This is a genomic window from Microbacterium sp. 2RAF4 (assembly GCF_052115285.1).
Classification (GTDB): Bacteria; Actinomycetota; Actinomycetes; order Actinomycetales; family Microbacteriaceae; genus Microbacterium; species Microbacterium oxydans.
In genome coordinates this window covers 12,818-35,278 of sequence record NZ_JBFRGI010000001.1, presented here as the reverse complement: position 1 = coordinate 35,278, position 22,461 = coordinate 12,818, and the positions used below count along the sequence as shown (strand labels likewise).

Genomic DNA, 22,461 nt, shown 5'->3' with positions numbered 1-22,461 from the left:
TGAGCGGTCTCCACAGCCTCAGGACACTATTGAGATGTGTCCTCGATCGGGGAGGAGGAGTCGTCCTCAGACGCGACCTGGACGATGATGAGCGTCACGTTGTCGCGGCCGCCGTTCTCCAGGGCCGCCGCGAGCATCGCATCGACTGCCGCCCCCGGGTCTTCGTGCTCGCGTAGGAAGTGCTGGATCCCGTAGTCGGTGAGCTCCTTGGTGAGCCCGTCGGAGCAGACGACGAACCGGTCACCGGGTCGCACGTCGATGGCGACGTAGTCCGGCGCCGTGAGTTCGCTCGCTCCCACCGCGCGGGTGATGACGTTGCTGTACGGGTGCCCTTCGGCTTCCTCAGGGCTGAGCTTTCCTGCCGCGATCAGTTCCTGCACGACCGAGTGATCCGTCGTGATCTGCACCAGCTTGTCGTCGCGAAGAAGATAGACACGGGAATCGCCGATGTTCAAGGCGATCCACTGGGCCTCGTCGCCCTCGGTGTCGAGGTAGACGCCCGTGAGCGTGGTGCCCGTACCCTCGTCGGTGGTCTCGGGGTGGTCGGCGATGTCGCCGACAGCGAGCTCGAGTGCGCTCTCGATGGAGGGACGATCGACCTTCCCCGACGAGACGATGGCCTGAAGGCGGGACACCGTGCTCTGACTCGCGATCTCGCCACCGGCATGGCCGCCCATGCCGTCTGCCACGATGAACAGCGGATAGTCGGCCAAGAAGGCGTCCTGGTTCGTCTCGCGACGGCGCCCCTGATCGGTGATACCGGACCAGGAGAGCAGCAGCGGGCGCTGCGCAACCGTGATCCGTTGCGTCTTCGTCTCAGCCACGTGCTGCCTCCGATGGGCCTGCGGCGGGTCGGACGGTCGCAGGATACTCACAACACATCGTAGTAGAAGTCACGTACACCGCGATCACGCTCCCGTTCCCGTGGTGGCCGCCGACGAAGGCAGCGAGGCCGCAAGACGCGAGCCGAGAGGCAACACGTGACCGGATCTGCCTGCGCGGTACGGGGACGAAAGCATATCGTCCACGTTAGCGGGCGCCGCGGGTGCAGAACCAGCCGCGACAGCACAGAGCCCCCGACAGGAGTCGGGGGCTCTGTGCCAGACGATGCCGTCTCGTCAGATGATCACGCCGGCGGCTGTGTGGGATCCGTGGGCGGAGTCGTGGGCGCTGCCGGCGGTGCGGCGGGCGGAGCCGTCGGCGGCGCAGGCGGCGTGGTCGGCGGCGCGGGCGGGGCTGACGGTGCCGCAGGCGGGGTCGACGGTGCCGCGGGCGGGGTGGCCGGCGGGACCGGTGCGCCGGTTGCCGGTGCAGCAGGCGGTGCGTAACCGGGCTGTGCAGGCGGCGCGTAACCGGGCTGCGCCGGCGGAGCGTACCCCTGCGGGCCGGGCTGAGCGTAGCCCTGGGGCGCACCGTAACCAGCATTGGGGGCTGCAGCCGATGCCTGAGCGGGGATGCCGTCCCAGACCGTCCGGTCGCCGAGCAGGCCGTTCGCTGCCCAGGACGCGGGCTGGATGGCCGGGTTCCACCGCGACTTGTCGAACGCGTTGATGCCGAGCCACACCGGCGGCAGGAAGAAATACAGCACGACCCAGACGGCGTCCTTCTGCAACTTCAGACCGACGCGCCATGCGGCGATCAGGTCGATGACGCGACCGGCGATGCCGACGAGCGGGAGGATCAGGAACCAGCCGAGGAACGGGATGATCGCTCCGACGATGCCGGCGCCCATGAGGTACAGGACGAGCCAGGGACTCAGGTCGCCGAGCTTGTAGAAGATCATGGTGCTGTAGACCGGCACCCAGGCACGCCACTTGCCCTGCACGCCCGCCTTCTCGAAGATCTTCATGTAGAACCACGAGTAGAGCGCGTAGATGGCGAGTGGCAGGATCGTGTAGACCAGGATCAACGCGACGACCGCGCCGCCTGACAGGCCGTCATAGCCGTAGTAGTCGTTCATGGTTCCCTCCAGAAGTTCATGATGGGTCATCATGCGCTGAACACACTAGCGCTTCCCGGGGTTTCCGCGCATGTCCCTTAGGCCCTCGGGCGCGTTCGCGGGAATCTCTCCCGCGGAATCGCGATCGCCCAGACTGAGCAGGTCACTCCTCGACGACCAGCTCCCAGACACCGTCGCCTTCACCATCACGGAAGACCAGCCCCCGCCTGTCCGCCCAGGCCCGGAAGCCCCGAGCGGACGTGACGCGCGGTCGCTCCTCGGCGATCGCGCGCACGAGCAATCCCTTGGACTTCTTGTTGAAGTGATTGAGGGCTCTCCCCTGCTCCGTCACGACACGGACGTACGCGGAAGAGACCGAATCGGGGACCGGGCCCAACGCGGCATAGGCCTCGCTCCGCAGATCGAGGATGAACGCGGGTGCAGCCTCCGCGACAGCAGCGGATGTCGCGGCCGCCCAGTGCCGTCGAAGGGCCGGCAGCCCGGGAACCGACGTTCCGGCCGCGAGCCGGTACATGGGCACCAGATCCAGAGCACCCACAGGACCGAAGGGCGCGCTGTGGATCCAGACATGCTCACCGAGCCATCTGCGGGAGGCTGATGACAGGGATCGGGCATCGAGAGCATCGAACAGCACACCCGTGTAGCGATCGATCGCGGGCATCGTGGGGGCCGACCGAAGCACCCGATTGTGCGCGATATCGCCGCTCTGACGCTCACTCAGCTTGAGCACGCGACGCGCAGTCTCCTCGTCGGAGGCGAGCTCGACCAGCGCATCGATGACGGCGGTGCGATGCGCCGACAGCGACGGCAGCACGAGCGACTCGAGATCGAGCGGCGAACCGTCGCCGCCCTCGTGCTTGGTCTCGGACGGCGGGAGCAGGATCTTCATGGAACCTCGGCGGATACAGACGCGTCCGCCTCGGAACCCGTGAGGGTGCCGAGGCGGACGCGTGAAACAGGTGCTGCTAGGCGATGAGAGCCGCGTTGCCGGCGACGATCGTCAGGGTGTCGCCCTCCATGGAGAGGAACCCGTCCTGAGCGTTGGCCAGCACCTTGGTGCCATCCGACTGGGTGATGCGAACCTGGCCCTCGGCGAGGATGGCCAGCACCGGCTCGTGGCCGGACATGAAGCCGATCTCACCCTCGACGGTCTTGGCGACCACGAGGCTCGCCTCTCCCGTCCAGACCTCCGCATCAGCGGAGACGAGGCTGACGTGCAGCGCCATGGTCAGCCGTTCTCCTTCTGGATCTTCGCCCACTGCTCTTCCACGTCGGAGATGCCACCGACGTTGAAGAAGGCCTGCTCGGCCACGTGGTCGAAGTCACCGCGGGTGATCGCGTCGAACGACTCGATGGTCTCCTTCAGCGGGACGGTCGAACCCTCGACGCCCGTGAACTTCTTGGCCATGTAGGTGTTCTGCGAGAGGAACTGCTGGATGCGGCGCGCACGCGACACGACGATCTTGTCTTCCTCGGAGAGCTCGTCGACACCGAGGATGGCGATGATCTCCTGCAGCTCCTTGTTCTTCTGGAGGATCTGCTTGACGGTCGTCGCGACGCGGTAGTGGTCCTCGCCCAAGTAGCGGGGGTCCATGATGCGCGACGTCGAGGTCAGCGGGTCGATGGCCGGGTACAGACCCTTCGAGGCGATCTCACGAGAGAGCTCGGTCGTCGCGTCGAGGTGGGCGAACGTCGTCGCCGGAGCCGGGTCGGTGTAGTCGTCGGCCGGCACGTAGATCGCCTGCAGCGAGGTGATCGAGTGACCGCGCGTCGAGGTGATGCGCTCCTGGAGCACACCCATCTCGTCGGCGAGGTTCGGCTGGTAACCCACGGCGGAGGGCATGCGGCCCAGCAGCGTGGAGACCTCGGAACCGGCCTGCGTGAAGCGGAAGATGTTGTCGATGAAGAGCAGCACATCCTGCTTCTGCACGTCACGGAAGTACTCCGCCATCGTCAGAGCCGACAGGGCCACGCGCAGACGCGTCCCCGGCGGCTCGTCCATCTGGCCGAAGACGAGGGCGGTCTTGTCGAAGACACCCGCCTCTTCCATCTCGTGGATCAGGTCGTTGCCCTCACGGGTACGCTCACCGACACCGGCGAACACCGACACACCACCGTGGTCCTGCGCGACGCGCTGGATCATCTCCTGGATGAGGACGGTCTTGCCGACACCGGCACCACCGAACAGACCGATCTTTCCACCCAGCACGTACGGGGTCAGGAGGTCGATCGACTTGATGCCGGTCTCGAACATCTGAGTCTTGGACTCGAGCTGGTCGAAGTTCGGCGCCTTGCGGTGGATGGGCCAGCGCTCGGTGACCTCGATCGTCTCACCGGGCTCGAGGTTCAGCACCTCGCCGATGACGTTGAACACCTTGCCCTTGGTCACGTCGCCGACGGGGACCGAGATGGCCTCACCGGTGTCGCTGACTTCCTGTCCGCGGACGATGCCGTCGGTGGGGTTCAGGGCGATGGCGCGGACGAGGTCGTCGCCCAGGTGCTGCGCGACCTCGAGAGTGATCTCGGTGGACTCTTCGCCCATCGCGATGGTGGTCTTCAGCGCGTTGTAGATGTCGGGGATCGAGTCGTGCGGGAACTCGATGTCGACAACCGGACCGTTGACGCGTGCGACGCGCCCGACGACCGCGGTCGCCGGCTGGTCAGCCGGAGCGGTGAGGGTCATTTTCGTCTCTTTCCTGATGGTCTATTTGCTCGCGAGAGCGTCGGCCCCGCCGACGATCTCGGCGATCTGCTGCGTGATCTCCGCCTGACGCGCGTTGTTGCGCAGACGGGTGTAGTCGGTGATGAGCTTGTCGGCGTTGTCGCTGGCCGACTTCATCGCCTTCTGCGTCGCTGCCTGCTTGGCGGCGGACGACTGCAGGAGAGCGTTGAAGACGCGGCTCTGGATGTACACCGGCAGGATCGCGTCGAGAACAGTCTCGGCGTCCGGCTCGAACTCGTACAGCGGGTAAACGGTGCTACCGGCTTCCGACTCATCGGCTTCCGTGATCTCCAGCGGGAGCAGACGCACGGACTCCGGCGACTGCGTCATCATGCTGACGAAACGGTTGTACACGAGGTGGATCTCATCGACGCCGCCGTCCTGTCCTCCACGGGAGAACGCTTCGAGCAGTGTCGCCGAGATCTCCTCGGCGGTGTGGAACGACGGGGTGTCGGTGTCGCCGGTCCACTCCGCGGCCGCAGCGATCCGTCGGAACTGGAAGTATCCGACGGCCTTGCGGCCGATGAGGTAGAACACCGGCTCCTTGCCCTGCTCGCGCATGAGCTCTGCCACCTCGAGACCCTCACGGAGGATCTGCGAGTTGAAGGCTCCGGCGAGACCGCGGTCCGAGGAGAAGATCACGACCGCGGAGCGGGTGATGTTCTCGGACTCGCGGGTCAGCGGGTGATCCACGTTCGAGTGCGTCGCGACGGCCGACACGGCCCTCGTCACGGCTCGCGCGAAGGGGGTGGACGCCTTGACGCGTGCCATCGCCTTCTGGATGCGCGAAGCCGCGATGAGTTCCATCGCCTTCGTGATCTTCTTGGTCGTCTGAGCAGAAGAGATCTTCTGCTTGTAGACCCGGAGTTGAGCGCCCATATCTCAGTACCTCACGCGATTACGCGCGACGACCCTTGACGATCTTCTCCTGATTGACGTCCTCAGCCTCGGCTGCAGCGTGCTCCTCGTGACCGGGGGCGCCGATAGCGTGGCCCTTGCCACCCTGGAACTCCAGGACGAAGGCGTCCGTCTGCTTCTCGAGCTCTGCGACCGTGGCGTCATCGAGGACGTTGGTCTCACGCAGCGTGTCGAGCACCTTGGTGTTGCGACGCAGGTAGTCGAGGAGTTCGCGCTCGAACCGGAGCACGTCCTCGACCTCGATCGTGTCGAGCTTGCCGTTCGTTCCGGCCCAGATCGAGACGACCTGCTCCTCGACGGGGTACGGCGAGTACTGCGGCTGCTTGAGCAGCTCGGTCAGACGCGCACCGCGGGACAGCTGACGACGCGAAGCCGCATCGAGGTCGGATGCGAACATCGCGAAGGCCTCGAGGGAGCGGTACTGCGCGAGCTCCAGCTTCAACGTTCCGGAGACCTTCTTGATCGACTTCACCTGCGCGTCGCCACCGACTCGCGAGACCGAGATACCCACGTCGACCGCGGGACGCTGGTTGGCGTTGAAGAGGTCGGACTGCAGGAAGATCTGGCCGTCGGTGATCGAGATCACGTTGGTCGGGATGTACGCGGAGACGTCGTTCGCCTTGGTCTCGATGATCGGGAGACCCGTCATGGAACCGGCGCCCAGCTCGTCCGACAGCTTCGCGCAACGCTCGAGCAGACGGGAGTGCAGGTAGAAGACGTCACCCGGGTATGCCTCGCGGCCCGGCGGACGACGCAGGAGGAGCGACACGGCACGGTAGGCCTCAGCCTGCTTCGACAGGTCGTCGAAGATGATGAGGACGTGCTTGCCGCCATACATCCAGTGCTGGCCGATGGCCGAGCCGGTGTACGGAGCCAGGTACTTGAAGCCGGCAGGGTCGGACGCGGGAGCAGCCACGATCGTGGTGTACTCCAGAGCGCCGGCCTCTTCGAGCGCGCCCTTCACCGAGGCGATGGTCGAACCCTTCTGGCCGATCGCGACGTAGATGCAGCGGACCTGCTTGTTGACGTCGCCGGACTCCCAGTTGGCCTTCTGGTTGATGATCGTGTCGATGGCGATGGCGGTCTTGCCGGTCTGGCGGTCGCCGATGATCAGCTGACGCTGGCCACGGCCGACGGGGATCATCGCGTCGATGGCCTTGATGCCCGTCTGCATCGGCTCGTGCACCGACTTGCGCTGCATGACGCCGGGCGCCTGGAGCTCGAGGGCGCGCACGCTCTCGGTCTCGATCGCACCGAGTCCGTCGATCGGGTTGCCGAGCGGGTCGACCACGCGGCCGAGGTAGCCGTCGCCGACGGGGACCGAGAGGACCTCACCCGTGCGGGTGACCTCCTGGCCGGCCTCGATGCCGGTGAAGTCGCCGAGGACGACGACACCGATCTCGTGCTCGTTCAGGCTCTGCGCGAGGCCCTTGGTGCCGTCAGCGAAGATGACGAGCTCGTTCGCCATGACGCCGGGCAGTCCCTCGACGTGAGCGATGCCGTCAGCAGCGTCGACGACGGTGCCGACCTCGGTCGCACCGGCCGCGGAGGGCTCGTATGCGGCGGCGAAGTCCTTCAGCGCGTCACGGATGACGTCGGGGCTGATCGATAGTTCTGCCATTGTCTTCCCTTTGTATCTGGGTGCGCGGTTCCCCGCGCGAAGTCGTATTAGCCCGCGAGCTTCTGGCGAAGGTCGGCGAGTCGTGCGGAGATGCTGCCGTCGATGACGTCATCGGCGATCTGCACACGCAGACCTCCGACCACGGCAGGGTCGATGACGACGTTGAGCGATACCTGACCGTCGTAGCGACGCGAGAGCGACTCGCTCAGACGGTCACGCTGCGCATCGCTGAGGGCGGTGGCGGTGTGCACAGTGGCGACGACGCGGCCGCGCTGGTTCGAGACGATGTTCATCGCCCTGTCCAGCAGACGACGAACACGGCGCTCACGCGGCTGGCGTACCAGCGACGTGATGACCAGCGTCGACGCGGCGCTCGTGGAGCCCTCGGCCAGGAGACGCTCGACGAGCGTGCTCTTGGCGTCTTCTCCCCCGACGCGGCTTCCCAGAGCGAGTTCGAGCTCGGGGTTCGCTGCGATCACCCGGGAGAACCCGAAGAGCTCGCCCTCGATGTCCGTGTCCGGCTCGGCGACCGCTGAAGCGCGGATCGCGAGCTCCTCGATACCGTCGACGAGTTCATCCGCGTTGGACCAGCGCTCTGCGACCGCGGTCGACAGAACGTCCTTGGCGCCTGCGGAGAACCCGCCGAACACCGCGGCGACGACATTCTGTCGTGCCACGGCGGGAGCGGAAGGATCAGCAAGCGCGCCGCTCAGCTGGGACGAGTCGCTCACGGCCCGGGCGGCGGCGAACAGCTCCCGCGCCGTGTCGAGAGTGATGTCCTTCGCTGCGGCAAGCGTCTTGATGGATGCCGCGAGTGCCTGAGTGGTCGCGCTGCCCATTACTGAGCCGCCTTCTCGGATGCCTCGAGCTCGGCGAGGAAGCGATCGACGACAGCGGTCGCGCGTGCGTCGTCGGAGAGCGTCTCGCCGACCACGCCACCGGCGAGGTCGAGGGCGAGCGATCCGACCTCGCTGCGGAGCGAGACGAGAGCGGTCTGACGCTCCGCCTCGATCTGCGTGTGCGCGGTGGCGGTGATGCGTGCGGCCTCGGTGGTCGCGGCGTCCTTCGCCTCGGCGACGATCTTCTTGCCGTCCTCACGGGCGGCCTCGCGGATCTCGCCGGCCTCGGTGCGCGCCTCGGCGAGCTGACGCGTGTACTCCTCGAGTGCCGCCTCCGCCTGCTTCTGCGCCTCGTCGGCCTTGGCGATGTTGCCCTCGATCGCGGCGGACCGCTCATCGAGCATCTTCGTCAGCTTGGGAAGGGCGACCTTCCACACGACGATCAAGATGATGAGGAACCACAGACCCGACCAGATGATGTCGTACCACGCGGGGATCAGCGGGTTGTTCGCCGCCTCACCCTCAGCCGCGAGGTTCGTGACAAGAGCGTTCAGCATCCTGTCTCCTTCAGAAGTCGGTTCGGATTACGGGAAGGGGATGAATCCGACGGCGATGCCGACGAATGCAAGCGCCTCGGTGAAGGCGATACCGATCCACATGAGGACCTGGAGACGGCCGGCCAGCTCGGGCTGACGAGCGACGCCCTCGATGGTCTTGCCGACGACGATACCCACGCCGATGGCCGGGCCGATGGCAGCGAGGCCGTAGCCGATCACCGCGAGGTTGCCGTTGATTTCAGCGAGAACCGTAGTTGCGTCCACGGGGTTTTTCCTTTCGTTGGGTGGGAAGGCTGATGCCTGCCCGCTCAGTGTCTAGTGGGCTTAGTGCTCTTCTGCGACCGCGAGCTGGATGTAGACCGCGGTGAGGACGGTGAAGACGTACGCCTGGAGGACGGCGACCAGAATCTCGAAGAGAGTGAAGGCGCCGCCGAAGGCGAGGGTTCCGACACCGAGCGCGGCCCAGCCGCCGCCTGCGGTGAAGAAGAAGAACTGGGTCGCTGCGAAGCAGAGGACCAGGATCATGTGGCCGACCACGAGGTTCATCAGCAGTCGCAGGGTGAGCGTCACCGGGCGGATGATGAAGGTCGAGATGAGCTCGATCGGGGTGACGATGAAGTACACCGGCCACGGGACGCCGGCGGGGAAGAGCGAGTTCTTGAAGAAGTTCTTCGGGCTCTTCTTGATGCCGGCGTAGATGAACGTGACGTAGCTGACCACGGCGAGCGTGAGCGGCACCGCGATGATCGCCGTTCCCGGCATGTTCAGGAACGGGATGATGCCGGTGATGTTCATGAACAGCGTCATGAAGAAGATCGTCATCAGGATCGGGAGGAACCGATCGCCGTCCTTGCGGCCGAGCAGGTCGTGGGCGATGCCGCCGCGCACGAAGCCCATGCCCATCTCCACCAGGCTCTGGAACCGTCCGGGGACGACCTTCATGCGGCGGGTGCCGAGCCAGAGGATGAGGACCACGGCGATCACGGAGAGCAACTGGATCAGATGGATCCGGTTCACCGGGATGGGGCCTACGTTGAAGAGGATCTCCGGAAAGAACTCATCGATCGAAGGGCCGTGGAACTCGCCGTCGGTGGCAAGTCGGGGGGTCAGGGTCGCAGCGATATTAAACAGCGCGGGCTCCAGCTTCGGGGCACCGGTCAGAACCGGGGCGACGATGGTCGGTGTGCTTCACAGCGCAAGCGCTCGCGGGCGAGCGGCGGGCACGTCTCAACACTATCAGAATCTGAGGGTCCCCTAAGACCGCTGGCCGCCCTCGACGGGGCCGCCGTCGATGTGATTGGCGTTGCCGGGGGCGCGATCTTCGGGAACCTCGGTCGGGAGCGTGGTGTCGCTGACGTGCGGCAGACGCATCTGCGTGAGCACCACGACGTCGATGACGAGGGACATCAGCACACCGGCCACGATCGAGAGGAAGAACACCATCGGCTGCAGCCAGGGCTGACCGGCGAGCAGGATCATGACCACGACGAAGACGCCCAGCTTGAGCAGCCAGCCGCCGAGCACGATCGCGAAGAACAGCTGCACGTAGAGCGGGTCACCGAACCAGCGATTCGCGATGAGGATGCTGAGGCCGGTGATGCCGAGGAACACGGCCGACAGCACGACGCCGAGCAGGCCGCTGACGAGGCCCTCGCCCTGGGCGACCAGGAAGCCGACGCCGCCTGCGACGATCGCGAGCACGACGGTGGCGACCGCCGACCAGATCAGGGTCCGACGCAGGATCGGGGTGCTGGAAACGGGGCTCGGGCTCATCAGGACTCCACGGGTGTCGGATCGGGTTCGGCATCCGCAGCGCTGCGGCGGGTGGGGCTCAGGGTGACGACGAGGCAGGCGGCGATGCCCACGATGCCGAAGCCGACGCCGGGAAGGTACTGGCCTGGCCAGTCCTCCCGTGCGCCGACGTACATCATCAGGACCGCCAGGGAGACGACGGCCGTCCAGGCGTAGAAGATGAGGACGGCGTCGCGGTCGCGGTGGCCGAGATCGAGCATGCGGTGATGCAGGTGCTTGCGGTCGGGCGAGAAGGGCGAGCGTCCCGCACTCATGCGCCGGAGCACCGCGAGGCCGAAGTCCAGCAGCGGCAGCAGCACCACCAGCAACGGGAGCAGGATCGGCAGGAAGGCTCCGACCAGCTGCGACCGGCCGAGACGCTCGGGGTCGAGGGCCGACGGGTCCATCTGGCCGGTGATCGCGATCGCGGACGTGGCCATGAGGAGACCGATCACCAGTGCTCCCGAGTCCCCCATGAAGATCTTGGCCGGACTCCAGTTCAACGGCAGGAATCCGAGGCACGCGCCGATGAGCACCGCCGCGAGGAAGGTCGAGAGGTTGAAGTAGCTGGAGGCTCCGGAGTCTCGCGTGAAGATGTACGAGTAGGCGAAGAAGACGCCGTTGGAGATCAGGCACACACCGGCCACGAGGCCGTCGAGGCCGTCGATGAAGTTCACCGCGTTCATCACGATGACGATCGCGAACATCGTGATGGTGATGCTCAGCCAGCTGGACACGACGATGAGGTCGCCGAACGGCAGCGAGAGGATCTGCAGTCCGCCGCCGACCGTGATGACGCCGGCGGCGAGGAACTGCGCACCCAGCTTGATCATCCAGTCGATGTCCCAGAGGTCGTCCACCACGCCGATGATCGCGATCAGGAGCGAGGCGCCGAGGATCGACCACATCGTCTGCGGGGGGATCCAGATGCTCTGGAAGAAGGGGTTCATCGCGGAGAAGCCGAAGGCCGCGGCGATGGCGAGGAAGATCGCGACGCCGCCCAGCCGGGGCTTCGGCGTGGTGTGCACGTCACGGTCGCGGATGGCGGGGTAGAGCTTGAACCGGAGGCTCACCTTCAACACCGCCCAGGTCAGCGCGAACGTGATCGCGGCGGTGAGGATGATCGTGAAGAGATACTGCTTCACGAATCCCCGTCCTGCTCCTGCGGGTGCGCGTGCGCGGTGTGCGCGTGCTCGGTGTGCTCCTGCCCGTCGTCCTCGGGCTCGAGCAGATCGCCGAGCACCTCGTGCAGCTGCTCGCGCGTGACCGCGCCGTCACGGAGGATCCGCACGACGCCCTGGTCGGAGTCGGCGCCTCGACGCACCAGCGACGTCGCATCGACGATGGTGGACGCGATGCCGTCCTTGCTCAGCCCGTCGGCGAGGTAGACCGCCACGCTGTCGCCGAGCATCTTCTCGGCGTCGTACGCAGAGATGGCAGCCGACTCTCCTGTGAGGTTGGCGCTGGAGACCGCCAATGGTCCGGTCTCCGCGAGCAGTTCGAGGGCGACACGACCCTCCGGCATGCGCACTGCGACCGTGCCGAGGGTCTCCCCCAGGTCCCACACCAGCGACGGCTGCGCCGGCAGCACGATCGTGAGTCCCCCGGGCCAGAACGCCTCGACCAGACGCTCCACGGGCTCGGGAACCGACTCCGCAAGAGCAGCGAGGGTCTCCTTGGTGCCGATGAGAACGGGCGGCGGCTGGTCGCGGCCGCGCCCCTTCGCGTCGAGGAGCCTCTGCACCGCGGCCGGGGAGAAGGCGTCGGCGGCGACACCGTACACCGTGTCTGTGGGGATGACGATGAGGTCGCCTCGGCCGATCGCCTGGCGCGCATTGCGCATGCCGGCGAGAAGCTGCGACTCGTCGCTGCAGTCGAAGATGGTTGACATGACGGTTCGATTCTATGCGGCGCGGCCGATGAGCACGCTCGGAGGTTGCTGATCAGGGGCGGAGCGCGGTCGTGGCGCGATCGCGCAGCGTCAGGTCGCGATGCGTCGCCGCCGCACGCCAGCCGTCGACGGTGAGGATCTCCCTGATCGATTCGCCCTGCAGCTCGCCGTGCTCGATGACGAGAAGTCCGCCAGGGCGCAGCAGTCGCAATGCCCGCCCGCTGAGCACGCGGACGATGTCGAGGCCGTCCTCTCCCCCGTACAGCGCCATGGCCGGGTCGAAGAGTCGCACCTCCGGGTCGCGGGGTACGGCCGTGTCAGGGACGTACGGCGGGTTCGAGATGACCACGGATGCCGTGCCGTCCAACTCCGGGAACGCGTCTCGCAGGTCGGAGAGGACGAGCGTCAGGTTCTCCACTCCTTCGACGTTGCGACTCGCCCACGCGTGGGCATCTTCGGACAGTTCGGCGGCGAAGATCCGGGCATGCGGGACCTCCGTGGCCATGGCGAGGGCGATGGCCCCGCTTCCGGTGCCGAGGTCGATGCCGATCGGGGCGGGTTCCGCGGAGTTCACCAATGCGTCGATCGCGTACTGCACGACGGTCTCGGTCTCCGGACGCGGCACGAAGACGCCGGGGCCGACGGCGAGCTCGAGGTGACGGAACGGAGCGGTCCCGGTGATGTGCTGGAGGGGCTCGCGCGCGGCTCGACGGGCGACGACCGACTCCAGCACCACCGCATCGACCTCGTCGACAGGGTCGCCACGGACGATCGCGGCCTGCACCTCACCGCGCCGCCTGCCGAGGACGTGCCCGGCGAGGAGCTCGGCATCGACCAGGGGATCGGGAACGCCGACGTCGGCCAGACGCTGGGCCGCTGCGCGGACGACCGCGGCAAGAGAGTTGTCGGACATGACTTCCAGCGTAGGGTGCGGGCGACCGTCACAAAGCCTCACCCATAGACCCCCTCCCCTAGGCTGGTCCCGCAGCGACCCCCGCACAGGAAGGCTCACCATGCCCGGCATCCATTCCGACATCACGACCGCTTTCGGGAACACCCCGCTCGTCCGGCTGAACCGGGTGACCGAGGGTCTCGGTGCGACGGTCCTCGCCAAGCTCGAGTACTACAACCCCGCATCGAGCGTGAAGGATCGCATCGGCATCGCCATGATCAACGCCGCCGAGGCATCGGGTGAGCTGCAGCCTGGCGGCACGATCGTGGAGTCGACGAGCGGCAACACCGGCATCGCCCTCGCCATGGTCGGCGCGGCGCGCGGGTACCGCGTGATCCTCACGATGCCGGCCTCCATGTCGAAGGAGCGCCGCGTGCTGCTGAAGGCGTTCGGTGCGCAGATCGTGCTCACCGACCCCACCAAGGGCATGAGCGGCGCGATCGAGGAGACCAAGCGCATCGTCGCGGAGACCCCTCGCGCGATCTGGATCCGCCAGTTCGAGAACGCTGCCAACCCGCAGATCCACCGCGAGACCACGGCGCAGGAAATCCTCCGCGACACGGACGGCGCCGTCGACATCCTGGTGGCCGGCGTCGGCACCGGAGGGACCGTCACCGGAACCGGACAGGCTCTCAAAGCCGCGAAGCCGGGCGTCCAGGTGATCGCCGTCGAGCCCAAGGACTCCCCCGTGCTGACCGAGGGACACCCCGGCCCGCACAAGATCCAGGGCATCGGCCCGAACTTCGTCCCCGACGTGCTCGACCGCGAGGTGCTGGACGAGATCCTCACCGCGGAGTTCGACGAGTCGATCCGCGTCGCCCGCGAGCTCGCCGCCAAGGAGGGTCTGCTCGTCGGCATGTCTTCCGGTGCAGCCGTCGCCGCAGCGCTGAAGGTCGCCGCCCGCCCCGAGAACGCCGGCAAGACGATCGTGGTCGTGATCCCCGACACCGGTGAGCGTTACCTGTCCACCGCCCTGTTCGAGGATCTGCGCGAAGACTGAGGCCGTTGATGGGAATGATCGGGCGGATGCGCGAGGATATCGCGGCAGCTCGCCTCCGGGACCCGGCCGCGCGCAGCGCCGTCGAGGTCGCACTGCTGTACCCCGGGCTGCACGCGATCTGGGCGCATCGCGTATCCCACGCGCTCTGGCGGCGTCGGCTGCGTCTGCTCGCACGAGCAGGGTCGCAGATCTCACGCTGGCTCACCGGGATCGAGATCCATCCCGGCGCACGCATCGGTCGCCGGTTCTTCATCGACCACGGGATGGGTGTCGTGATCGGCGAGACCGCCGTCGTGGGCGATGACGTGATGCTCTATCACGGAGTCACGCTCGGGGGACGCACCCGCACCTCGGGCAAGCGGCATCCCACCCTCGAGAACGGTGTCGCCGTCGGAGCGGGGGCCAAGATCCTCGGACCCGTCACGATCGGCGCGGGCTCCGTGGTCGGCGCGAACGCGGTCGTGACCCGAGACGCCCCGGCGGACAGCGTCCTCGTCGGTATTCCGGCGAAGCCGCGTCACCGCACGGTCGGTGAGGACACCAGAGCACTCCTCACCGCCCCGGATCACTACGCGATCTGACCCGCGTGCGTCAGCGGCGCTCTCCCTTGGCCGACTCGACCTTCTTGCGGAGGAAGATCAGCGGGAGCAGCACGCTTCCGAGGGCCGTGATCAACCACACGATGACCGAACCCAGCAACCATCCGGTGAGGTCCGTGATGCGCAGGCCACCGATCGGGAGCAGCACGACGATGATCAGCGAGATCAGCGTCGACACGATGCCGATGCCACCCATGAGCACCGGTGCGTAGCGATTGGCGATCTTCATGACCCACGGCGAGAGCACGCTCTGCAGGATCGCGAAGATAAGGATGCAGATGACGAATCCCCACCACTTGTCCCACTCGATCTCGAAGCCGTCGAGCAGGAGGTCGGCGGCGATCAGGCCGAGGCCGGCGGACACCAGGTAGAGCAGGCCGCGGAACAGGAATGTGATCACGGGCCGAGCATAGCGTCCCGCATCCCGGACGGCGGGGAGTGCACTGTCCGCACTCCCCGCCAGCCTGTCACTGGGCCACGAAGAACGGGACCGCTCCGCTCAGGATGCCGACGCCGAGCATCACGAGCGAGACGATGGTCGCGCGCCACAGCACCTTGCGGTGGTGGTCGCCCAGGTTCACGCTCGCGAGGGACACGAGCAGCAGGATCGCCGGCACGAGCGGGCTCTGCAGGTGCACGGGCTGACCGGTGATGGAGGCCCTCGCCATCTCCACGGGATCGATGCCGAAGTTGGCAGCGCTCTGGGCGAGCACCGGGAGGATGCCGAAGTAGAACGCGTCGTTCGACATGAAGAACGTGAACGGGATCGACAGGACTCCGGTGATCGGTGCGAGGAACGGGCCGAGAGCAGGAGGAAGCACATTCGTGATCCACGCGGCCATCGCATCGACCATCCCGGTGCCGGTGAGCACGCCGACGAGCACACCGGCCGCGATCACCATGGAGACGACGCCCACGATGCTCGGTGCGTGTGCGACGATCTCGGAGGCCTGCTCCTTGATGCCGCGGAAGTTGATGACGAGGGCGATACCGGCCCCCACCATGAACACGTACGGCAGCGGCAGGATGTCGAGCACCAGCAGCACCATCACCGTGAGAGTGAGGGCGAGGTTGAACCAGATGAGCTTCGGTCGGAGCGTGGGGCGGGCGGGGTCCAGCATCGTGTCCGCCATGGCCGTGTCCGCGGGGTCGACGCTCGCAGCGGAGACCGGAGCGTGTCCGCCGGCGACGACCACGAGGTTGCCGGTACGCAGCGAGGCGCGCGCTCCGGGCTTCGGCTCCGCACCGCGGAAGATCTTCGGCACGGTCGACAGCGATCCGCCGTCGGCGCCGACGAGCAGGCCCTCCGAGTCCAGGCGCCCGAGGCGGCGGCGTTCCTGCAGCCCGAGGATCCACGCGAACCCGAGGGTCACGACGATGCCGGCACCGAGCGCGGGCAGCATCGGCACGAAGATGTCCGTCGGCTGCACCCCGAGCGCCGTCGCGGCGCGTACGGTCGGCCCACCCCACGGCACGATGTTCAGTGTGCCGTTCATGAGGCCGGCGACGCACGTCAGCACCACGGGGCTCATCCCCAGCCGGAGGTAGATGGGGAGCATCGCCGATGTCGTGATGATGAAGGTCGTGGAGCCGTCGCCGTCCAGGGACACCGCTCCGGCGAGGATCGCGGTGCCGAGCACCACCTTCGCCGGGTCGTCCCCGAGCAGGCGTGTGATGAGGCGGATGAGCGGATCGAACAGCCCCACGTCGATCATGATGCCGAAGAACATGATCGCGAACATCAGCAGCGCCGCGGTCGGCGCCATCTTGCCGATCGAATCGAGGATCATGTCCCCGAGACCGAGACCGGCGCCGGCGAAGAGCCCGAACGCAGTCGGAACGAGGATCAGCGCGACCATGGGCGTGAGGCGCTTGGTCATGATGAGCGTCATGAAGGCGAGGACCATCGTGAACCCGAGCAGCACGAGCACCCACTCCGGCGGCACGAACGCCACATCGTAGGTCGGCGCCTCTTCGGTGGCCGCGAACAGACCGGTGAGTGCGTCTGGCATGCGTTGACTCCTTCGTCGTGTCTCCGTCTGCGTCGACGGATCCCGACGAGAATAGGCAATCCGCGCGCCGCGGGAGCGGTATCTCGCATTCCCTGTCGTTGTGCGCGTAGCGTGGGTTCTGCGCATATTGCGCGAGCGCAATACGGAGAGAATCACGGTGCCAAGGATGACGTCGACCAGACCGCGGTTCGCCACGCGCGCCCTGCTCCTGCAGCTCGCGACGGTGACTCTCGTCGTCGCGCTGTGCACCGGGGTGTATCTGCTGCTCGCCATGCAGCAGCTGCGCACCGAGGCGGAGTCGACGGCCCTGGGAATCGCCCGCACCCTCGCGGAGGATCCGCAGGTGCGCGCAGAGGTCGCTCGCATCTCCCTCCAGGAGGGCGCACCCGACGCGGACGAGTTGCGTGAGGGCGACCTGCAGCGCATCGCTTCCGATGTCACCGCCCGCACCGGCGCACTGTTCGTGGTGCTCACCGATGACAACGGCATCCGTCTCGCGCACCCCACCCCGGCACGCATCGGCGAAGAGGTCAGCACACCATACGAGGAGGTGCTCGCCGGCGCCGAGATCGTCGACTGGCAGACCGGGACGCTCGGCGAGTCCGCGCGCGCCAAGGTTCCCGTCAGGGACGAGACCGGTACCCCGGTGGGCGAGGTCAGCGTGGGGTTCGAGCGTGCGGGCGTCTTCGACGATCTGCCGTCCCTGCTCTCCGTGATCGGCGGCACGGCTGCGGGCGCCCTCGCACTGGCTGTGCTCGCGTCCCTCCTGCTCCGCAGACGGTGGGAGCGTCTCACCCTCGGAGTGCAGCCGGAAGAGCTGGTCGCGCTCGTGCAGAACCAGACGGCCGTGCTGGACGGGGTCGACGACGGCGTCATCGCCATCGACACACGAGGCGTCGTCCGGGTCAGCAACGCCGCCGCGGATCGGCTGCTCGCCCTCGACGAGCCGGTCGGACGTCCTGTGCACGAGCTCGGTCTCGTCCCGGCCGTCCTGGAGACCCTGACCGGAACGGGCGCCCGCTCGAGCGCCCTCGTCGGCGACCGGATGCTGTACCTCGACTCGCGGAGGGTAGTGCGCGAGGGGCAGGAGCTCGGCACCGTGCTCATCGTGCGCGACCGCACGGACCTGGTCGCCTTGGCCGAGCGCCTGGAGACGGTCAGGACGATGACCGCCGCGTTACGCGTGCAGAGACACGAGTTCGCCAACCGCATGCACGTGGCCGCCGGGCTCATCGATGCCGACCGGGTCACAGATGCCAGGGCGTTCCTCGGCGAGCTCGTCGAGCGGGGTCCTGTGGCGTTCCCGGTCGTGGGGCTGGACCTCCTGCGGGACCCCTTTCTGCACTCGTTCCTCGGCGCCAAAGCCGTCGAGGCCGGAGAACGCGGCGTCGCCCTGCGCATCGCGGACGACACCCACCTGATCGGCACGGTGATCGCGCCCGAAGACGTCGCCGCCGTCCTCGGCAACCTCGTGGACAATGCCGTCACCGCCGCGGTCTCGGGAGAGCGGACTCCCCGCTGGGTCGAGGTGGCGGTCCTGGACGACGACGATGCACTGGTGTTCACCGTCTCCGACTCCGGCCCCGGACTCGGAGACGTCGATCCTTTCGCCCCGCGGACGCGGGACCAGAAGACCAGCGACACCGTGCACGGGCATGGGATCGGACTTCCGCTGTCGACGGAGATCGCTCGTCGGAACGGGGGCGACCTCTGGGTCATCGATCCCGGCGGTCTCGGCGGCGGAGCGGTCTTCGCCGCTCGCATCAACGGAGCAGTCGACCGCAGCTCCCCCGATCACGAGGAGAACCCATGACCGTCCCCCTGCGCGTACTCATCCTGGACGACGATTTCCGCGTCGCCCAGCTTCATCAGAGCATCGTCGAGGAGCACCCGGGAGTCGGCGCCGCCGAGACCGTGCGCTCGGTCGCCGAAGCCCGCGACAGCATGCGCACCTCCCGACCGGATCTGCTCATCGCCGACGTCTTCCTCCCCGACGGGGACGGTATCGCACTCGTGCGCGAGTCCGGCATCGACGCGATACTGATCTCCGCAGCGGACGACGCTCCGACGGTACGCAGAGCGCTGCGGTCGGGAGCTGTCGGCTATCTCGCGAAGCCCTTCGAGCGACGGGCTCTGTCAGGACTACTGGATCGCTACGTGCGATACCGCAACCTCCTCGACGGTGATCGCACCATCCGCCAGGACGACATCGACCGCGCCCTCGCCATCCTGCACGGCGCGGGCGAACCGGTATCCGTCTCACGGTCGGCGACGGAGCAGCTCGTGCTCGCCGCACTCGGCGACGGAGAGCACTCGGCAGCCGAGGTCGGGGAGCGCGTCGGGATCTCACGAGCGACCGCGCAGCGGCACCTCGCAGCTCTGGCGGCGAGAGCCGTCGTCGAAGTCCGCCTCAACTACGGATCGACGGGCCGCCCCGAGCACCGCTACGCCGCACGCGTCTGACGTCAGCGGACGGACGGCTCAGGAATCGGAGCCGACGGCTGCGAGACGTGCTTCCTCGTCGGCGGCGATCGCGCTCTCGATGATCGGGTCGAGAGCGCCGTCCATGACCTGATCGAGGTTGTACGCCTTGAATCCGGTCCGGTGATCCGCGATCCGGTTCTCCGGGAAGTTGTAGGTGCGGATGCGCTCCGAACGGTCCATGCCCCGGATCTGCGACTTGCGCGCGTCGGAGGCTGCCGCGTCGAGCTCCTCCTGCTGCTTCGCGAGCAGCCGGGCGCGCAGCACGCGCATCGCGGCCTCCCGGTTCTGCAGCTGCGACTTCTCGTTCTGCATCGACACCACGATGCCGGTGGGCACGTGCGTGATCCGCACCGCCGAGTCCGTGGTGTTCACGGATTGACCGCCGGGCCCCGAGGAGCGGAACACATCGATCTTGAGGTCGTTCTGGTCGATGTGGATCTCCTCCGGCTCATCGACCTCGGGGAAGACGAGCACACCGGTCGTCGAGGTGTGGATGCGGCCCTGCGACTCCGTCGCCGGTACCCGCTGCACACGGTGCACTCCTCCCTCGTACTTCAGGTGCGCCCAGACACCCTGCGCCGGATCGGAGGAGGAACCCTTGATCGCGACCTGGACGTCCTTGTAGCCGCCGAGGTCGGACTCGTTGCGCTCGAGCAGCTCGGTCTTCCAGCCCTTGGATGCGGCGTACTGGATGTACATGCGCAGGAGGTCGGCGGCGAACAGCGCGGACTCCGCGCCGCCCTCCCCCGCCTTGATCTCCATGATCACGTCGCGGGCATCGTCGGGGTCACGCGGGATCAGCAGACGCCGCAGACGCTCCTGAGCGCCCTGCAGCTCTTCTTCCATCGCGGGGATCTCCGCCGCGATGGACTCGTCCTCGCGGGCGAACTCCCGAGCCGTCTCCAGGTCATCGGTCGCCGCGACCCAGGCCTCGTAGGCGGAGACGATGCGCGACAGCTCCGCGTATCGACGGTTGACGCGCTTGGCGCGTGCCGCGTCGGCGTGCACCGCCGGGTCGGAGAGCTCCTCCTGCACCCGGCGATGCTCGTCGATCAGAGTCTGGACGGACTCGAACACGGGTCGGCCGCTCAGCGGATGTTGTTGTCGTGTCCGTGAGCGCCCGAGGGCAGCGTCGGGATCGACTTCTGCATCTGCACGAGGAACTCGACGTTCGAGTTGGTCTCCTTGAGCTTGCCGAGCACGACCTCGAGCGCCTGCTGCGGGTCGAGCCCGGCGAGGGCGCGACGGAGCTTCCACGTGATCTTGACCTCGTCGGCCGAGAGCAGCATCTCCTCGCGGCGGGTGCTGGACGCGTTCACGTCCACCGCCGGGAAGATCCGCTTGTCGGCCAGCTGACGCGACAGGCGCAGTTCGCTGTTGCCGGTGCCCTTGAACTCCTCGAAGATGACCTCGTCCATCTTGGAGCCGGTCTCGACGAGCGCGGTGGCGAGGATCGTGAGGGATCCGCCGTTCTCGATGTTGCGGGCTGCGCCGAAGAAGCGCTTCGGCGGGTAGAGTGCGGACGCGTCGACGCCGCCGGTGAGGACGCGGCCGGACGCCGGGGCGGCCAGGTTGTAGGCGCGTCCGAGGCGGGTGATCGAGTCGAGGAGCACGACCACGTCGCGGCCCAGCTCGACGAGACGCTTGGCGCGCTCGATCGCGAGCTCGGCGACGGTGGTGTGGTCTTCGGCGGGGCGGTCGAAGGTCGAGGCGATGACCTCGCCCTTCACAGTGCGCTCCATGTCGGTGACCTCTTCGGGACGCTCGTCGACGAGCACGACCATGAGGTGGACCTCGGGGTTGTTCTGCGCGATCGCGTTGGCGATCTGCTGGAGGACGATCGTCTTGCCGGCCTTCGGCGGTGCGACGATGAGGCCGCGCTGACCCTTGCCGATCGGCGCGACGAGGTCGATGATGCGCTGCGTCAGCTTCTCCGGAGCCGTCTCCAGACGCAGGCGCTCCTGCGGGTAGAGCGGGGTGAGCTTGCCGAACTCCACGCGGGTGGCCGCGTCGTCGACCGACAGACCGTTGATCGAGTCGACCTTGACCAGGGCGTTGTACTTCTGGCGCCCCTGCTGCTCGCCCTCGCGCGGCTGCTTGATCGAGCCGACGACCGCATCGCCCTTGCGCAGGTTGTACTTCTTCACCTGGCCGAGCGACACGTAGACGTCGCTGGGGCCGGCGAGGTAGCCGGTGGTGCGCACGAAGGCGTAGTTGTCGAGCACGTCGAGGATGCCGGCGATCGGGATCAGGACGTCGTCCTCGGTGATCTCGGTCTCGAACTCGTCGGCCGGTGCACCGTTGCGGCGCTTGTTGCGCTGACGGTTGCGGTTGTTGCCGCCGGACTGCTCGTCGTCGGCGGCGGGCTGGGCCTGCTGCTGCTCCTGGGCCGCACCGTTCTGACCGCGTCCGCGGTTGCGGCTCCGGCTGCGGTTGCGTCCGCGGCCGCCCTGCTCCTCGCCGCCGTCCCCGGAATCGGAGTCGGTGTTCTGCGGAGCCTCAGCGGGTGCGGAATCGGAAGCGGACTCTGCTGCCGGCTCCGCAGCGGGCGCCTCGGCGTCGGCTGCGGGCTTCTGCGCACCGCGACGTCCACGTCCCGTGCTCTTGGGCGCGGCCTCGGCGGGAGCCTCGGCGCCTGCGGAGTCGGCGGTCGAGGCCTCGGCGGGTGCCGCCTCAGCGGCGGGAGCCTCGGCATCGGCCTTCTTCGCGCGGCTGCGACTCGGACGCTTCGCCTTCGGTGCAGCCTCGGTGGTCTCGGCGGTGGCGGACGCTGCTGCGGTGGTGGATGCTTCCGGAGCGTCCGACTTCGCGGCCTTCTCCGCCTTCGCGGCCTCCGCCTTCGCGCCCTCCGCCTTCTCGGCCTTCTCGGCCTTTGCAGCCGCGGTCGCGGTGCTGGCACGGCGAGGCGCACGCTTGCGCGCCGGTGCTGCTTCGCTCGTCGGCTCCGCGGATGTCGCCGGTGCTTCCGAAGCGGGCGCAGACTGATCGTTCTGGGTCTCGGAGAGGTTCTCCACGAGTACTCCCTTATATGTCATGGGGAATGAGCGTTGAACGCGCACAACGGGTGCTGCGCGCGATCGCACGGGCTGACGCTCGGCGCCAGCCAGCCTCGGCA

The 22,461-nt window shown here is 67.4% G+C and carries 23 protein-coding genes; 4 read left to right on the top strand and 19 right to left on the bottom strand.

Features of this window, described 5'->3' with window-relative positions:
* Window positions 1–26: 26 nt before the first annotated feature.
* From AB4070_RS00185 to prmC, 15 genes are all read right to left on the bottom strand, one after another.
* Window positions 27–824 carry a PP2C family protein-serine/threonine phosphatase gene (locus AB4070_RS00185; RefSeq protein ID WP_441978409.1) on the bottom strand — a complete coding sequence of 266 codons (798 nt, stop codon included), beginning with the start codon at window positions 822–824 and terminating at the stop codon, window positions 27–29.
* A gap of 302 nt (window positions 825–1,126) precedes the next feature.
* Entirely contained in the window at window positions 1,127–1,960 is an 834-nt protein-coding gene (locus AB4070_RS00180; RefSeq protein ID WP_441978408.1) for a large exoprotein, read from the bottom strand.
* A gap of 142 nt (window positions 1,961–2,102) precedes the next feature.
* Window positions 2,103–2,849, bottom strand: coding sequence for a YaaA family protein (locus AB4070_RS00175; protein ID WP_441978407.1), 747 nt, complete (start codon window positions 2,847–2,849; stop codon window positions 2,103–2,105).
* A gap of 76 nt (window positions 2,850–2,925) precedes the next feature.
* Entirely contained in the window at window positions 2,926–3,186 is a 261-nt protein-coding gene (locus AB4070_RS00170) for a F0F1 ATP synthase subunit epsilon (protein ID WP_046748245.1), read from the bottom strand.
* A gap of 2 nt (window positions 3,187–3,188) precedes the next feature.
* Entirely contained in the window at window positions 3,189–4,643 is a 1,455-nt protein-coding gene (atpD, locus tag AB4070_RS00165) for a F0F1 ATP synthase subunit beta (protein WP_058631290.1), read from the bottom strand.
* A gap of 21 nt (window positions 4,644–4,664) precedes the next feature.
* Window positions 4,665–5,561 (bottom strand): F0F1 ATP synthase subunit gamma, encoded by an 897-nt coding sequence (locus tag AB4070_RS00160; RefSeq protein ID WP_441978406.1) that lies wholly within the window; start codon window positions 5,559–5,561, stop codon window positions 4,665–4,667.
* A 19-nt stretch (window positions 5,562–5,580) separates the two neighbouring features.
* Window positions 5,581–7,221 (bottom strand): F0F1 ATP synthase subunit alpha, encoded by a 1,641-nt coding sequence (gene atpA, locus AB4070_RS00155; RefSeq protein ID WP_441978405.1) that lies wholly within the window; start codon window positions 7,219–7,221, stop codon window positions 5,581–5,583.
* 47 nt (window positions 7,222–7,268) lie between these two features.
* On the bottom strand, window positions 7,269–8,060 hold the full coding sequence (locus tag AB4070_RS00150) for a F0F1 ATP synthase subunit delta (RefSeq protein ID WP_441978404.1): 792 nt from the start codon (window positions 8,058–8,060) through the stop codon (window positions 7,269–7,271).
* Window positions 8,060–8,617 (bottom strand): F0F1 ATP synthase subunit B, encoded by a 558-nt coding sequence (locus AB4070_RS00145; protein ID WP_058631293.1) that lies wholly within the window; start codon window positions 8,615–8,617, stop codon window positions 8,060–8,062. The genes AB4070_RS00150 and AB4070_RS00145 overlap by 1 nt, the downstream gene beginning before the upstream one ends.
* A gap of 27 nt (window positions 8,618–8,644) precedes the next feature.
* Entirely contained in the window at window positions 8,645–8,881 is a 237-nt protein-coding gene (atpE, locus tag AB4070_RS00140) for an ATP synthase F0 subunit C (RefSeq protein WP_028502887.1), read from the bottom strand.
* Window positions 8,882–8,941: 60 nt separating this feature from the next.
* Complete coding sequence (atpB, locus tag AB4070_RS00135) at window positions 8,942–9,739, bottom strand: F0F1 ATP synthase subunit A (protein WP_371861862.1); 798 nt, start codon at window positions 9,737–9,739, stop codon at window positions 8,942–8,944.
* Between the two features lie 132 nt (window positions 9,740–9,871).
* The gene (locus tag AB4070_RS00130) at window positions 9,872–10,390 is read right to left on the bottom strand and encodes a hypothetical protein (protein ID WP_441978403.1); all 519 of its coding nucleotides are present in this window, start codon (window positions 10,388–10,390) and stop codon (window positions 9,872–9,874) included.
* Window positions 10,390–11,553 carry an MraY family glycosyltransferase gene (locus AB4070_RS00125; protein WP_441978402.1) on the bottom strand — a complete coding sequence of 388 codons (1,164 nt, stop codon included), beginning with the start codon at window positions 11,551–11,553 and terminating at the stop codon, window positions 10,390–10,392. Before AB4070_RS00125 ends, AB4070_RS00130 begins: the two co-directional genes overlap by 1 nt.
* Window positions 11,550–12,299 carry an L-threonylcarbamoyladenylate synthase gene (locus tag AB4070_RS00120; RefSeq protein WP_441978401.1) on the bottom strand — a complete coding sequence of 250 codons (750 nt, stop codon included), beginning with the start codon at window positions 12,297–12,299 and terminating at the stop codon, window positions 11,550–11,552. Before AB4070_RS00120 ends, AB4070_RS00125 begins: the two co-directional genes overlap by 4 nt.
* A gap of 52 nt (window positions 12,300–12,351) precedes the next feature.
* The gene (gene prmC / locus AB4070_RS00115) at window positions 12,352–13,212 is read right to left on the bottom strand and encodes a peptide chain release factor N(5)-glutamine methyltransferase (protein WP_441978400.1); all 861 of its coding nucleotides are present in this window, start codon (window positions 13,210–13,212) and stop codon (window positions 12,352–12,354) included.
* 100 nt (window positions 13,213–13,312) lie between these two features.
* Between prmC and cysK the strand changes: the two genes are divergently transcribed.
* A complete protein-coding gene (cysK, locus tag AB4070_RS00110) occupies window positions 13,313–14,251 on the top strand; it encodes a cysteine synthase A (protein ID WP_441978399.1) in 939 nt (312 codons plus the stop codon).
* Between the two features lie 8 nt (window positions 14,252–14,259).
* Window positions 14,260–14,832 carry a serine O-acetyltransferase EpsC gene (epsC, locus tag AB4070_RS00105; RefSeq protein WP_441979017.1) on the top strand — a complete coding sequence of 191 codons (573 nt, stop codon included), beginning with the start codon at window positions 14,260–14,262 and terminating at the stop codon, window positions 14,830–14,832.
* Between the two features lie 10 nt (window positions 14,833–14,842).
* Here the strand turns inward: epsC and AB4070_RS00100 are convergent, their stop codons facing one another.
* Both AB4070_RS00100 and AB4070_RS00095 read right to left on the bottom strand, forming a co-directional pair.
* Window positions 14,843–15,250, bottom strand: coding sequence for a hypothetical protein (locus tag AB4070_RS00100; RefSeq protein ID WP_441978398.1), 408 nt, complete (start codon window positions 15,248–15,250; stop codon window positions 14,843–14,845).
* 67 nt (window positions 15,251–15,317) lie between these two features.
* Window positions 15,318–16,862, bottom strand: coding sequence for a CitMHS family transporter (locus AB4070_RS00095; protein WP_441978397.1), 1,545 nt, complete (start codon window positions 16,860–16,862; stop codon window positions 15,318–15,320).
* A 166-nt stretch (window positions 16,863–17,028) separates the two neighbouring features.
* On the opposite strand from AB4070_RS00095, the gene AB4070_RS00090 reads away from it, so the two are divergent.
* Both AB4070_RS00090 and AB4070_RS00085 read left to right on the top strand, forming a co-directional pair.
* The gene (locus AB4070_RS00090; protein ID WP_441978396.1) at window positions 17,029–18,675 is read left to right on the top strand and encodes an ATP-binding protein; all 1,647 of its coding nucleotides are present in this window, start codon (window positions 17,029–17,031) and stop codon (window positions 18,673–18,675) included.
* Window positions 18,672–19,325: a response regulator gene (locus AB4070_RS00085; protein WP_441978395.1), complete on the top strand. Its 654-nt coding sequence runs from the start codon at window positions 18,672–18,674 to the stop codon at window positions 19,323–19,325. Before AB4070_RS00090 ends, AB4070_RS00085 begins: the two co-directional genes overlap by 4 nt.
* Before the next feature lie 18 nt (window positions 19,326–19,343).
* On the opposite strand, the gene prfA is transcribed toward AB4070_RS00085, so the two are convergent.
* Complete coding sequence (gene prfA / locus AB4070_RS00080) at window positions 19,344–20,423, bottom strand: peptide chain release factor 1 (protein WP_045265013.1); 1,080 nt, start codon at window positions 20,421–20,423, stop codon at window positions 19,344–19,346.
* An 11-nt stretch (window positions 20,424–20,434) separates the two neighbouring features.
* On the bottom strand, window positions 20,435–22,381 hold the full coding sequence (gene rho / locus AB4070_RS00075; protein WP_441978394.1) for a transcription termination factor Rho: 1,947 nt from the start codon (window positions 22,379–22,381) through the stop codon (window positions 20,435–20,437).
* Window positions 22,382–22,461 lie beyond the last annotated feature (80 nt).